Genomic DNA, 12,427 nt, shown 5'->3' with positions numbered 1-12,427 from the left:
GAATAATATCGTTCCGATCAGGCAGCAGATCGTCCTTGCTGATGACCGACTACCCAGAGAGCCCGCACCTCTTCAGGCAACGCATGGCGGACCTTCTCGACCTGATTAGGGTCAAGATGATGATTCAAGACCCGGAACGTTGCTTGCGCGGCATCGCCTGCGCCGATTGGCCGCAACGAACTCAATTCTGCCGAAATGATCCCGAGAAACTCGGCAGCGGAACGCCAGTCTTTCGGGACTTCGCTCGGCCGCCACTGATCGTAGTAGAGCCCACGGACCAGCAACGGAAGTTGGGCACCCAGGTGTGCGGCAAGATTGACCGGGATCCGATCACGAATGGTTCGAAGCACCGTTCCCAAAGCATGCCATGCAAGCTGCTTGTCATGCGGCAACGTCGTCATCATCTCATCCAGCCAACTGTTTGTGAGGTGGATCGTTCTGTCGAATACATCGAGACCTGTCGCACTCATGATAGATTCCTTTGGCTTAACGGCAGCTAGACGGACAACGTCGTCCGCGATCATCGGTTCTCGATTGTTGGGCGAATGATACCGCGTGCGGTAACGCTGGTGGAGTTCTTCACGTCCTCGCGCGGACCCGAGTGAGTCCGACACAATTGCCGCCCGGTCAGTTCCATCAGTGCGAGGGTTCATTACTCATCTTTAACGAGGCCAGCCATCTTTCATGAAACCTCTGCACGATGCATTCCATTGACATACATGCCCATGCGCCATTGCGCCGGCGGGCATCTGTTCTCACGATTGAACTGGGGAACGGAAATGAATGAGCATCTCGCGCAGCGCCGCGAACACTCGCTGGAAACCCGCTCGGAATTCCATCCGTTAGTCTACAAAGCTGCAATCGGATTTGTGGCTCTTTTCGTCATAGCAGCCTGGGTGGCCTTCGATCGGCGAAGCGATATCGAACTTCCCCTCGCTATGGTGAGCGTGCTGCTGCTCGTTGCGGTGTTCCTTCCCTACCTTCTTTGGAGGACATGGCGCGCAGCTCAGGCCCGACCACCGACGCTGAGGACCAACAGGGGCTTTCGGAAATGGATGAAGGGGTCGACCCAAGTCTGGCAAAGCAGGCTCAAGAACAGTGACGCTGCAATCGACATGTTGTTGCCCCTCGCGGCGGTGGCGCTCGGCCTCATTGCGCTGGGTATCGTATTTGATTTGAGCTGAGCGCAGCCATCTGGTTTCCGCTCGCATCTAACAGCTCGAGCTCAACGCTCGATTGTTCCGGTCCGGCGGATCTTCTTTTGCAGGAGCATCACGCCGTAAAGGAGCGCCTCTGCAGTCGGAGGACAACCGGGGACGTAGATATCTACGGGAACAATGCGGTCGCATCCGCGGGTCACCGAATAGGAATAGTGATAGTACCCTCCTCCATTGGCGCATGATCCCATCGAGATCACATATCGAGGTTCCGGCATCTGGTCATAGATCTTGCGCAGCGCAGGCGCCATTTTGTTGCACAACGTGCCGGCCACGATCATGACATCCGACTGCCTTGGGCTGGCACGCGGCGCAAATCCGAAGCGCTCTGCGTCATAGTGCGGCATCGCCATTTGCATCATTTCGATCGCGCAGCAGGCGAGCCCAAACGTCATCCACATCAATGAGCCGCTTCGCGCCCAGGTGATGAGGTCATCGGCCGCGGTGACGAAGAAGCCCTTGTCGGCGAGATCACCCCTGACAGCGCCGAAAAACTCATCGCTTATTGGTTTGCCGGTTCCCGGGTCCAGGAACCCTCTGCCGGCGGGCACGATCAACGGACGGTCCATGCCCCTCTCCTGTATGGCTCCGTTCACCCAACGCGCGGGCAAGTAACACCGTTCGTTTCGTGCGCGATATTTCACGCGAACACGAGGGCCCTGCCTCCGTCTCCCGCATTGCCGCAATACTTGGACCTCAGTTTGGACCTCAGTTATGACTCCAAGCGCCCCGTTCAGACTTCAAGCAAGGCATAAGGTCGGCCCGAGGGCTTCTCGATCGATCGGGCCACGTTGTAGACCCGCGCGCCTCCGGGCGTGCGGCCTTCATAACGGCCCTGGTGAGCATGGCCGTGCACCACCGCACTCACCTTAAATCGATCGATTGTCTCGCCGAGACGTGACGAGCCGAGGAACGGAAGAATTTCCAGGGGCTCACCCTCAACCGTATCGAGAATGGGCGCATAGTGAAGAACGACGACAGCCTGCTTGCTCGCCACGGTGCGCATGGCATTTTCAAGGCGCGTCGCTTCACTGACGGCTTCGGCGACCACGCTCTTGACGACGGCCTCGCCGAACGAAGCAAGCATGCGGCGGCCAAATCCACCGATGAAGCCCTTTACCCCGACAAAGGCGACGCCGTCGATTTCGTACGACTGGCCATCTAGCAGGTGCATCCCGGCACCCTTCAAAATGCGCCTTATGTCTTCAGTCTGTCCGGACTCGTAGTCGTGATTTCCGAGCACGCCGACAACGGGAATGGAGCAGGCGCGCAAATCCTCCGCCAGCAATTCCGCTTCCGTCGGCTTACCGAGGTCAGTGAGGTCGCCGCAAAGGACGAGTACCTTGGCCTTGGTCGATAGCTCGGCAAAGAGCTCCCGGAAAGACAACGTTCGATCCTCCTTCACATGGAGATCGCCGATGGCGGCGAAAGTGAGATTGTCGTGACTTTCGGACATCGCGCTACTCACTATCCTCGTCTGCGTCGACAAACCCCCACTCCTGGACGGCCGGCTCATAGTCGACCTGCGAAAACAGGCGCCCCCGACATATCCTCACGCGCGGAGGAGGAAGCTCGAATTGTGCCTTCAAGCGGGCGACCAGTTCCTCCATGAGCCAGCGCGGCACGCAGTCGCGCTCGCTCGGATAGGCCCAGCGGAAGTTGAGCAGATGTGCCAGAAGCACCTCCCAATGCAACTCCATGTAGGCAAGCAGACGCCGCCAGTCGATCCGATCGTGCTGCTTGAGAATGAGATGCGCGATATCCGCGCCGTCGTAACGGTGCCGCAGCTGGACGAAGGCCTTGGACCAGATCAACTCGGTCGGCGCGATGATGCGCATCCGCGTGCCGAACACCTCGATGTGCGGCGCGGATTCGAACCACTGATCGGCGACGGGAGCCATGCCATGCCAAAACGCGAAGATCACATCGAAGAAGTGCTCGTCCTGGAAGACTTTGCCGAGCCAGCGTTCGTCCTCGACTGCGACAGTGTATCCGAGGTCCCGAAAGTGGTTGAGCACACGGGGATAGTCGGCCGGCTTGCACACGATATCGAGATCTTTGGTCGCGCGCGCCACGCCGGTATAGGCGCTGAGCGCATACGTGCCCGCCAACAGAAACGGAAGATCGAGCTTCGCGAGCTCGCGCAAGGCCCGAGCGTAAAATACCTCGGCGCTGGCCGACGGGACAATCGGCTCGGCGGCTGCGTCGACCGTCTCAATAGATCCGGTGACTGGCCTGATTTCCTTCACCATCAAGGTTCACTCGAAGCTCATCGGCTTCGGCCATGAGGCTACCCCGTTGGACAATCAAATAGACCATGCAAAGTTCCGCGGTCGCCGAGGTCGCCATTGCCCTCGTCACTTTGGTCGCCGGGATGCGGCGCGTAATGGAGCGGTCCCTCGAGCTGGACGCAGCTTGAATTCGTCGGCCCAGTTTCCTATATCGGCTTTAGCAGTTGATTTGGATCGCTTCGGCCCTCGCTAGGGCACGCTTTAGCGATCGTGATGTTCGATCGCCCCAAAATCCACGACTGCACCCAATCACCTTTAGAAGAGCGTCGTGCGGCTTGCGCTGGGCGACTTATGGATGGATATGATAGCTTCTGAACGCAGGGGGGTGGCGGCTGAGCCGCGCCTCAACATCAAAATGCCTCGCAAACCCCAAATGCGGAAAGCCAAGCACGCACGCAACAGCGTCGAGACCAGTTCGTCCCGAAATGCACAAAGACACTACGAACGCTATCTGGCGCTAGCCCGCGCCGAAGCCTTGAAGGGTGACCGGATTGCTGCAGAGAATTACTTTCAACACGCCGATCACTATCTGCGATTAATGCGCGAGGATGGCGCGGCCGCATCTTCTGGTGGCCGCTCGTAGTGGTTGGCGTTTGCCACGAGCAACCGCGCGAGCTGCTGCGGGTCACAGCTATGCTGGATCGCTGTCGTAGGCGCTCTCGTGAACCGCCGCTGTTTGCGTCACCGACTATAGATGCCGATGAGTTCGGCCTGCCCGAGCATGTGCTTTTCAGCCGACTTCCAGATATCGGCAACGGACATCTCGGGAGCCCGCGAAAGCGCCTCGACATCCAGCGCCGCCAGCTTGAAGTGGTAGTGATGGGTTCCGTGTCCCTTCGGCGGGGCGGGCCCGTGGTATCGCGGCTCGCCGAAATCATTGATGCCTTTTCCGAGCCTCTCCGTTTTGGTCTTGGCGTCGGTCTTGGCATTGGTCTTGGCGCCGTGGCCGATTCCCTCCGGCAGCAACGTGCGTTCGCCCATGATGTTGTAAAGACCCCAATGATGAAAAGTGCCGGATGGCGCGTCCGGATCCTCAACAACGAGGGCAAAGCTTTTGGTTCCCACCGGCGGATCCGACCACTCCAGCGGAGGTGACAGGTCGTCTTCATCCGGCGTGTATTTCGCGGGAATTCGGCCGCCATCGCCGAATGCCGGGCTTTTCAAGCTGAACGTCATCTGCGTTCTCCTGATACTTGCACCGCCTGATATTTGCACCGCTTGATATTTGCACCGCTTGATATTTGCGCCGTCGATCACTTGCGCGGCGAAGCACTTCCCCTGCTTGCCACCTCGGCTCGCGGCGGGCATTCCTTCGCTATTGGACCGCGCGGACCATGTGAGTGGCTGCGGACTGCAATCCCGCTATCTTGGGATGCTCGGGAAGACGTTGGGTTCATTGGACAGCTGACCCACGGTCACGCTCAATGAGTTCACTTGTCCTTGTCTAAGCCTAGCAATCTGAATCCGAGAGCCCGGCGCCGTCGCATGGACCTTCCTGGTCAATTCACTCGCGTTCCTGATTTGCTCACCATTCACCGACGTAATCACGTCCCCGGTCCTTAATCCTGCCTTCGCCGCGGGACCATTCTCTTGAACGCCTGTCACGATCGCGCCGTGGAGATCGCTTCCGCCCAGGCTGTCAGCAAGCTCCGCAGTGACCGATTGAACCTCAACGCCCATCCACCCGCGCGTTACCGTGCCCTTGTCTTTCAGTTGCGGTATCACCGTCTTAACGGTCTCGGCGGGAATCGCAAACGCAACGCCTACTGAGCCGCCGGAAGGCGAAATGATCATGCTGTTGACGCCGATGACTTTGCCGCTTGTGTCAAAGGTCGGGCCGCCAGAATCGCCCTGGTTGATCGGCGCATCGATCTGGATGAATTCCTGCGCAGAACCAGTCTCGATGTTGCGTTCGCGCGCCGAAACAATGCCGGCCGTGACCGAGCCTCCGAGCCCGAACGTATTGCCGGCGGTCAGAACCCAGTCGCCGGCGCGCGGCGGTTGATCGGCGAGTTGCACGTAGCTGAAGTCGTTGCGACCGTCGACCTTGATCAAAGCGATGTCGCTCAAAGAATCCATTCCCACCACTTTCGCGGAATAGGTCTTCTTGTCATTGGTACGGATCTCCGCCGTATCACTGGCTTCCACGATGTGACTGTTGGTTACGGCATAACCGTCAGGAGAGATGAAAAAGCCAGATCCAATCGCGACCGTGCGTGTCGCTTTTGGAGCGGTACCGTGATCACGGGCACCCGGCGGCGATTCCTCGTCGGGCTGACCGAATTCGAACGATTGATCGGGCAAGAAATTGGACGTCGGAGCTTTGGAGCTGACCGCTACCACGGCCGGTACGACTTTTTCGGCGAGATCTGCGAAGTTACCCGGTCCAACATTGCTCCCACGGTCCGCAATCCGGCGTATGAAGTTCACAGACACGCCACCTGATAGGGCCTGTTGTGCGGGATTGATGGCCAGTGCCCGCTCGCTAGTCGCAACCGACAAGATCGTGGACGCGATCGCGCCGCCAATCATGGACGCCCGACGGCAGCTGAAAGGTCGTTTTGTATGAGTCATTTCCGCTTTCCTTCCACTGCTTGCCGGCTTTGATTGCGGCTTCTGCTCGAACCGCAGTATTGTTGCGTACAAGCTTACGCGTGCGTGGATATCGATCGTTTATGGGCGTCGGCGCTTTTATGGAGCGTTCGGCGCTCCCTGCAATCATCCCTCGGCAATCGTGAACGCAACGATCTGTCTGAAGGCTAGTTCCACTCCATTCTCGGGCCGCTTTTCGGGTTCGGGCTCGACGATTGCAATTGGAAAGATAATTGGCGGGACGTCGATCCGGATCTGCTGCATGGCGGCCTCCCATTCGCAATTTCATCGATCGATTTCACCAAACACGATGTCCAGCGAACCGATGATTGCCGAGACGTCCGCCAACAAATGGCCGCGGCTGAGCAAATCCATCGCCTGCAGGTGCGCGAACGAGGGGGCGCGGATCTTGCACTTATAGGGTTGGTTCGTGCCATCGGAGACCAGGTAGACGCCGAACTCGCCCTTGGGGGCTTCCACTGCCACATAGACCTCGCCGGCCGGCACGCGAAACCCTTCTGTATAAAGCTTGAAGTGATGGATCAGCGCCTCCATCGAGCGCTTCATCTCGCCGCGCCGCGGGGGAAAGACCTTATTGTCCTGCACCGCAACCGGCCCCTGTCCGTCGGAAGCGCGCAGCTTTGTGATGCACTGTCGCATGATGCGCACCGACTGGCGCATTTCTTCCATGCGGATCAGATAACGGTCGTAGCAGTCACCATTTTTGCCGATCGGAATGTCGAATTCCATTTCCGGGTAGCACTCATAGGGCTGCGCCTTGCGCAGGTCCCAAGCAGCGCCGGAACCACGCACCATGACGCCGGAAAAGCCCCACTCCCAAGCTTCCTTCAGCGTCACTTTCCCGACGTCCACATTGCGCTGCTTGAAGATGCGGTTTGGCGTCAACAGCCGATCCAGGTCGTCCACTACGCGAAGGAACGGATCACAAAAGGCTTCAATGTCGTCAATCAGCTTCGGGTGAAGATCCTGATGCACGCCGCCGATCCGGAAGTAATTTGCGTGCATGCGCGCGCCGGACGCTCGTTCGTAAAACACCATGAGTTTCTCACGCTCTTCAAATCCCCACAGCGGCGGCGTGAGGGCACCGACATCCATAGCTTGGGTCGTGATGTTGAGAAGATGCGAAAGCAGGCGTCCGATTTCGCAGAACAGCACGCGGATCAGTTGGCCGCGACGCGGCACTTCGAGGCCAAGCAATCGCTCCGCTGCGAGGCAGAACGCATGCTCCTGGTTCATCGGTGCGACATAGTCGAGGCGGTCGAAATACCCGATCGCCTGCAGATAGGTCTTGTTTTCAATCAACTTTTCGGTTCCACGGTGAAGCAGCCCAATATGAGGATCGACCCGCCGGACCACCTCACCGTCAAGTTCCAATACCAGCCGAAGCACACCATGGGCCGCTGGATGCTGCGGTCCGAAATTAATGGTGAAATTGCGAAGGCCGCCTTGTTCCATGGGCGAACTCAAGGTTTGTGCGCCGGCAGCTCAGCCGATCGCCGAACTCATGCGGCTGTCCGGACCCTTGGCGGGCGCAAAGGCTGTCGGCACAACAGGCCCGGGCCGACGGGCCCGCACTATCCGACCCGCGAAGCGCCAAACATCTCCAGGCATTGGTTGTTCCTAACGCCCCCGGCGACCGCCAGGCGAGACGTGATATGCCGCGCGCTTTTTGGAAATCAGTGACGGGATGGCGGTTGATAGAGCCTGAACTTTGCATAGTCAGGCTAAACCAGACGCAGGAACCGATGGCTAAGGCAAGCGTCGCCAGGACACATCTCGATCATCGTCGCGTCGCACCTGAGGGCCCGTTCCGACGACCGCGGCTATACGTGGTTGGCGAAGCACCTGGCGCCGAGGAAGTCGCGCAGGGTAGGCCCTTTGTCGGGCCGGCCGGTAGGGCATTGCGCGAGATGCTAAAGGAGGCCGGGATCGCGCCCCAACAGGTGCGTTTGGCAAACGCCATCCCTTTCCGACCGATCGCGTATTCCAAAGACCGGAGGCCACGTAACCGCAGCCCAACAATTGAGGAAGTCGATCATTATGGAGCAGCAGTGCTAAGTGACATCCGGCGTTCTAGGCCAGGCGTGATCGTTGCTCTTGGCAGCACCGCGTCTCGCCTGTTTGGCGAATCGCAATCGATCCGCTTAACGCGCAAGGCAAAGCTCCAATTTGAAGGCTACCCGCTCCGCATCACCTTCCACCCGGCCTACGTCCGCCGCTTCGGTGGACGCAACGGCGACGTTTGGCGCCAGGCGGTTGCCGATCTACGCAAAGCCGCTCGCAGGCGTCGGTCTTGATCGAACCCGGAGTGACAACGTTGAAGGATCGCGAAATCTTCTTTCGCGTCAACGACCTATACCATTGGTGCGCTCGGAGGGCGGTCGCATTTGTTGTAATTTCAATGACTTGTCGAGGTTCATCAAAGCATAAGGTGCATTTCCAGCTCAAAAATGCCTTTGAAGGGATGGCGCTTTGAGATCATCCCAAAATCCACCTCCGCGCGTGCTGACCTGATGAGAGGCTCATCAGCGACCGTCGCGCTCGCCGGCAATTTCGAAACCCTGCTCTGTGTTAACCGGCCGGAACGACGGCGGGAGACGAGGATTCGTCTCGGTCGAGCGAATAATGCTGATGTTTAAGGAAAGGCGGCTAGCGGTCAGGACGCTACGCGGTTGGGCTATTTCGGTCCTCCACGACGCGGGAGCCATTTCGGAGTGCGGGCAGCAACGGCCGAGTTCGCAACTCACGGTTACGCCGGCGGCCGCATCACCCGCATCGTCAAGAAGGCCGGCAGCAATCCAAGGACGATCTACGAGCAGTTCGGCTGTCTCGGCCAATCCGCACCGGCGCTGGTGGCCAAGCAGGTCGACACGCCGCAGGGCGACAGCGTGCGCACCAGTAATTCGGCGCCGTTCATCTCACGCTTCCAGCAACTGCATGCCCGCTTGCACACCGGGCCGCCGCGCGATGCGCTTGGCCCAGGCGCGTAGGCGGGGCAGATCGGCCAATCGCTCGATCAGCGTGCGGCGCAGCACGTAGTTGGGATACAGCATGATGTCGGCGAACGAGAAGTCGCCGGCAAGGAAATCGTGGCCCTGCAGCTGCTGGTCCACGTAGCCGAAGTAGCGAATGAAGCGCTGCTCGAACAAGTCGACCGTGCTCTGCACCTTCTCGGGCGCGACCACCGCCACCTGCTGCAGGCCGGCGCTGGCGCCGCCGATGTCGGTGGCGGCCTGCATGTACCATTGCATCGCCGTGTAGAGGGTCGCCTCGTCCTTCGGAATGTGGCGGCCGGCCTTGTTGCATGCGTACAGCACGATTGCGCCCGATTGCGCCAGCACTCGCGGGCCTCCCGGCGCGCCATGGTCGATGATGGTCGGGATCTGGCCGGCAGGGTTGATCGCCAAATACTCCGGCGTCTTGTGTGCCTTCCGGCTTAGGTCGACCGGGAGCACCCGGTGCGCGAGCCCGCACTCGGCCATCGCGAGCGTCGCGCGGAGACCGTTCGTGGTCCCCCATGCGTACACATCAATCATGCTGCCGCCAGTTCCTCTGGATGTGTACTTCGCCTGCGGCCATCACTCGACCTTGATGCCCGCATCTTTGATCAGCTTTGCCCAAGCTACTGCCTGATCCGACAGCCAGGCATTGTACTCGGCGGAGGTGTAGGCGCGCGGCTCGACCTTGAGCTGCTCTGCGCGGGCCGCCATCTCCTTGCCGCCCATGATCTGGTTCACCGTGGCATTGACCTTGACCACGATGTCGTCCGGGGTGCCGGCCGGCGCAAACAGGCCCTGTGAGATGATCGATTCAAAGCCCGGCACGCCGGCCTCCGACATGGTCGGCACCTCCGGCGCGAACGGCGAACGCTGCAGCGAGGCGATCGCCAGCGCCTTCACCGTGCCGGACCTCAGATACTCGGAGATGCTGGGCAGGCCGCTGAACACCATATCGACTTGGCCGCTGATGGTGTCGGCGATGGCCGGCCCGCTGCCCTTGTACGGTACGTGGATGAGCTTGATCTTCGCCTCGGCCTGGAACTTCTCGGCCGTTAGATGGGGGCTGCTGCCGTGGCCGGCCGACGCGATGGTCAGCTTGCCGGGATCCTTGCGCGCAGCCTTGAGCACGTCGTCCAGCGAGTTGAAGCGCGAATTGGCCGGCACGATCAGCACGTTGGCAAAGCGCGCAAGGTCCACTACCGGGATCAGGTCCTTGGCCGCGTAAGGCAAGGCGGGGTAGAGCGACGGGCTCACTGTGTAGGCAGCAGAGTCGGACACCAGGAACGTGCGCCCGTCCGGTGCCGATTTGGCCACATAGTCGGCGCCGATCACGCCGCCGGCGCCGGCGCGGTTGTCCACGATCACGGTCTGGTTGAGGGCCTCGGACAGGCCGGGCGCGATCACGCGCGCGAACAGGTCGGATCCGCCACCGGGATTGAACGGCACGACCAGGCGGACGAGCGGTCGCGCGCTCTGCGCCGAGGCGGCGAACGCGCTGGCGAACAGCAACATGGCAAGGCCCAATACGGATGTGGTCTTGATCATGGCCTTGTCTCCGTCGCGAGAATGGGTGGTGGTAGTCGGGCCGTCAGCCGGTGATGCCGATTTGCCAGGGCACAAACTCGTTGTCGCCCAGGCCCAGGCTTTCGCTCTTGCTCTCCTCGCCGGAAGCAATGGCCAGCATCAGTTCGAAAATGCGCTGGCCCATGGTCTCGATGTCTGCCGTGCCGTCCAGTATCTCGCCGCAATTAATGTCCATGTCCTCGGACAGGCGCGCGTACATCGGCGAGTTGGTGGCCAGCTTGATCGATGGGGCCGGTTTGGCGCCGAACATCGAGCCGCGGCCGGTAGTGAAGCAGATCAGGTTGGCGCCGCCGGCGATCTGCCCGGTGGCGGAGACCGGGTCGTAGCCCGGTGTGTCCATGAACACGAGGCCGCTGGCCGTGACTGGCTCGGCGTATTTGTAGACCTCCATCAGCGGTCCGGTGCCGCCCTTCATGGCCGAGCCCAGCGACTTCTCGAAGATGTTGGCCAGGCCGCCAGCCTCGTTGCCCGGAGCGACCTTGCCGTTGATCTGCACGTCTCGGCCTTCGGAGTAGCGCTTCCACCACTGAATGCGATCGACCAGTTTCTGCGCCACATCGGGCGTTGCCGCACGGCGCGTCAGCGTGTGCTCCACGCCGTATATCTCGGGCGTCTCCGACAGGATGGCGGTGCCGCCGTGGCGCGTCAGTGTCTCCACCGCGCGGCCCAGCGCCGGGTTGGCGGTGATCGACGAGAAGGTGTCAGAGCCGCCGCACTGCAGGCCCACCTTGAGGTGGCTGGCCGGCACGCGCTGGCGCGTGGCTCGGTTGCAAATAGGCAGCATCTGCCGCACGGCCTCGATGCCAGCTTCGATGGTCGCACGCGTGCCACCGACCTGCTGCATGGTCAGCACGCGCAGGCTGTCACTCTCCTGCAGCCCCTGCGAGGCCAGCAGCTGCGTGGCCTGGTTGCGCTCGCAGCCCAGGCCAACCACCAGCGCAGCGCCGATGTTGGGGTGCTTGATGTAGCCGCCGATCGTGCGGCGCAGAAGTTCGATCGGCTCGCCGGTCTGTTCCATGCCGCAGCCGGTACTGTGCGCGAATGCCACGACGCCATCGACGTTGGGATAGTCGGCCAGCCGCTCGGGCGTGAACCACTCGGCGATCTTGCGGATGACGGTGGCTGAACAGTTGACGGTGGCGACCAGCCCCACGTAGTTGCGCGTGGCCACGCGGCCGTCCTCGCGCACGAAGCCCATGAAGGTGGCGCGCTCGGGTTCGGCCAACAGCGCGGACGGCTGGTAGGCCTTGCAGAACGCGTAGTCGCGGTCGAACTCACGGTACTCGATGCGGTCGGCACCGATAGGCTCGCCAGGCGCGATGTCGGTGATGGCAAAGCCGATGGTGGTGCCGTACTTGAGGATGGGCTCGCCCTTGGCGATGGCTCGCGAGGCGATCTTGTTGCCCGCGTTGACCGCGTGCAGCAAGACCAGGCCGCCGTCGTCGATCGGCACGCCGGGCGGAAGGTCGACGCGCGCTACGACGAGGTTGTCCGCCGGGTGCATGCGGATCACGGGGTTGTAGACGAGGACGGCCTTGGGGCTGTCTTGACTCATGATTTCTCCTGGGGAGATGCGGCCAGGGTCAGAAGGTGCCGAACTCTTGTGGTGTGCCGAAGCGGCCAGCGAGGATCCCGCGGCGGCGCTGCTGCATCACTTGTCGACGGATCTTACTTAGATGTAAAGTTGTCAGTCAAGTTATTAAGTTGACAACTGGGTGCTTCC

General features: G+C 60.7%; 14 protein-coding genes. 3 read left to right on the top strand and 11 right to left on the bottom strand.

The annotated features are described in order from the left end of the window. Positions 1 to 17 precede the first annotated feature (17 nt). A complete protein-coding gene (locus tag GWG65_RS09635; protein WP_275195259.1) occupies positions 18 to 470 on the bottom strand; it encodes a DUF2267 domain-containing protein in 453 nt (150 codons plus the stop codon). 240 nt (positions 471 to 710) lie between these two features. Here GWG65_RS09635 and GWG65_RS09630 point away from each other — a divergent pair, with 240 nt between their 5' ends. Further along, entirely contained in the window at positions 711 to 1,184 is a 474-nt protein-coding gene (locus GWG65_RS09630; RefSeq protein WP_275195258.1) for a hypothetical protein, read from the top strand. A gap of 41 nt (positions 1,185 to 1,225) precedes the next feature. Here the strand turns inward: GWG65_RS09630 and GWG65_RS09625 are convergent, their stop codons facing one another. From GWG65_RS09625 to GWG65_RS09615, 3 genes are all read right to left on the bottom strand, one after another. Next, positions 1,226 to 1,786, bottom strand: coding sequence for an NADH-quinone oxidoreductase subunit B (locus GWG65_RS09625; RefSeq protein WP_275195523.1), 561 nt, complete (start codon positions 1,784 to 1,786; stop codon positions 1,226 to 1,228). 164 nt (positions 1,787 to 1,950) lie between these two features. Beyond that, positions 1,951 to 2,673 (bottom strand): metallophosphoesterase, encoded by a 723-nt coding sequence (locus GWG65_RS09620; protein WP_275195257.1) that lies wholly within the window; start codon positions 2,671 to 2,673, stop codon positions 1,951 to 1,953. Positions 2,674 to 2,677: 4 nt separating this feature from the next. Continuing rightward, complete coding sequence (locus GWG65_RS09615) at positions 2,678 to 3,469, bottom strand: nucleotidyltransferase family protein (protein WP_275195521.1); 792 nt, start codon at positions 3,467 to 3,469, stop codon at positions 2,678 to 2,680. A 307-nt stretch (positions 3,470 to 3,776) separates the two neighbouring features. Between GWG65_RS09615 and GWG65_RS09610 the strand changes: the two genes are divergently transcribed. Continuing rightward, on the top strand, positions 3,777 to 4,091 hold the full coding sequence (locus GWG65_RS09610; protein WP_275195256.1) for a DUF4167 domain-containing protein: 315 nt from the start codon (positions 3,777 to 3,779) through the stop codon (positions 4,089 to 4,091). A gap of 98 nt (positions 4,092 to 4,189) precedes the next feature. Here the strand turns inward: GWG65_RS09610 and GWG65_RS09605 are convergent, their stop codons facing one another. The 4 genes from GWG65_RS09605 to GWG65_RS09590 all read right to left on the bottom strand — a co-directional run bounded on the left by GWG65_RS09605 (position 4,190) and on the right by GWG65_RS09590 (position 7,576). Then, positions 4,190 to 4,816 (bottom strand): YbhB/YbcL family Raf kinase inhibitor-like protein, encoded by a 627-nt coding sequence (locus tag GWG65_RS09605; RefSeq protein WP_342760635.1) that lies wholly within the window; start codon positions 4,814 to 4,816, stop codon positions 4,190 to 4,192. A gap of 54 nt (positions 4,817 to 4,870) precedes the next feature. Next, positions 4,871 to 6,082, bottom strand: a complete 1,212-nt coding sequence (locus GWG65_RS09600; RefSeq protein ID WP_275195255.1) for a trypsin-like peptidase domain-containing protein — start codon at positions 6,080 to 6,082, stop codon at positions 4,871 to 4,873. Positions 6,083 to 6,226: 144 nt separating this feature from the next. Then, complete coding sequence (locus GWG65_RS09595; protein WP_275195253.1) at positions 6,227 to 6,364, bottom strand: hypothetical protein; 138 nt, start codon at positions 6,362 to 6,364, stop codon at positions 6,227 to 6,229. Between the two features lie 21 nt (positions 6,365 to 6,385). Next, the gene (locus tag GWG65_RS09590) at positions 6,386 to 7,576 is read right to left on the bottom strand and encodes an NADH-quinone oxidoreductase subunit D (RefSeq protein WP_275195252.1); all 1,191 of its coding nucleotides are present in this window, start codon (positions 7,574 to 7,576) and stop codon (positions 6,386 to 6,388) included. 1,259 nt (positions 7,577 to 8,835) lie between these two features. Here GWG65_RS09590 and GWG65_RS09585 point away from each other — a divergent pair. Beyond that, positions 8,836 to 9,111, top strand: coding sequence for a TetR family transcriptional regulator (locus tag GWG65_RS09585; protein WP_275195251.1), 276 nt, complete (start codon positions 8,836 to 8,838; stop codon positions 9,109 to 9,111). Here GWG65_RS09585 and GWG65_RS09580 read toward each other — a convergent pair. The 3 genes from GWG65_RS09580 to GWG65_RS09570 are packed head-to-tail and all read right to left on the bottom strand — an operon-like array spanning position 9,040 to position 12,259. Next, positions 9,040 to 9,657 (bottom strand): glutathione S-transferase family protein, encoded by a 618-nt coding sequence (locus tag GWG65_RS09580; RefSeq protein WP_275195250.1) that lies wholly within the window; start codon positions 9,655 to 9,657, stop codon positions 9,040 to 9,042. The two genes, GWG65_RS09585 and GWG65_RS09580, sit on opposite strands and share 72 nt — an antisense overlap. Before the next feature lie 42 nt (positions 9,658 to 9,699). Further along, on the bottom strand, positions 9,700 to 10,665 hold the full coding sequence (locus GWG65_RS09575; RefSeq protein WP_275195249.1) for a tripartite tricarboxylate transporter substrate binding protein: 966 nt from the start codon (positions 10,663 to 10,665) through the stop codon (positions 9,700 to 9,702). A gap of 43 nt (positions 10,666 to 10,708) precedes the next feature. Continuing rightward, entirely contained in the window at positions 10,709 to 12,259 is a 1,551-nt protein-coding gene (locus GWG65_RS09570) for an altronate dehydratase family protein (RefSeq protein ID WP_275195248.1), read from the bottom strand. Positions 12,260 to 12,427: the final 168 nt, after the last annotated feature.

The organism is Bradyrhizobium sp. CSA207 (genome assembly GCF_029051685.1).
In the GTDB taxonomy this organism is placed as follows: Bacteria; Pseudomonadota; Alphaproteobacteria; order Rhizobiales; family Xanthobacteraceae; genus Bradyrhizobium.
This window is presented reverse-complemented; position numbering and strand designations above follow the sequence as displayed.

Coding starts and splice junctions, on each gene's coding strand:
- GWG65_RS09575 (WP_275195249.1), bottom strand. CDS start 10,665: ATGATCAAGACCACATCCGTATTGGGCCTTGCCATGTTGCTGTTCGCC.
- GWG65_RS09580 (WP_275195250.1), bottom strand. CDS start 9,657: ATGATTGATGTGTACGCATGGGGGACCACGAACGGTCTCCGCGCGACG.
- GWG65_RS09620 (WP_275195257.1), bottom strand. CDS start 2,673: ATGTCCGAAAGTCACGACAATCTCACTTTCGCCGCCATCGGCGATCTC.
- GWG65_RS09605 (WP_342760635.1), bottom strand. CDS start 4,816: ATGCCCGCCGCGAGCCGAGGTGGCAAGCAGGGGAAGTGCTTCGCCGCG.
- GWG65_RS09600 (WP_275195255.1), bottom strand. CDS start 6,082: ATGACTCATACAAAACGACCTTTCAGCTGCCGTCGGGCGTCCATGATT.
- GWG65_RS09595 (WP_275195253.1), bottom strand. CDS start 6,364: ATGCAGCAGATCCGGATCGACGTCCCGCCAATTATCTTTCCAATTGCA.
- GWG65_RS09570 (WP_275195248.1), bottom strand. CDS start 12,259: ATGAGTCAAGACAGCCCCAAGGCCGTCCTCGTCTACAACCCCGTGATC.
- GWG65_RS09625 (WP_275195523.1), bottom strand. CDS start 1,786: ATGGACCGTCCGTTGATCGTGCCCGCCGGCAGAGGGTTCCTGGACCCG.
- GWG65_RS09635 (WP_275195259.1), bottom strand. CDS start 470: ATGAGTGCGACAGGTCTCGATGTATTCGACAGAACGATCCACCTCACA.
- GWG65_RS09590 (WP_275195252.1), bottom strand. CDS start 7,576: ATGGAACAAGGCGGCCTTCGCAATTTCACCATTAATTTCGGACCGCAG.
- GWG65_RS09615 (WP_275195521.1), bottom strand. CDS start 3,469: ATGGTGAAGGAAATCAGGCCAGTCACCGGATCTATTGAGACGGTCGAC.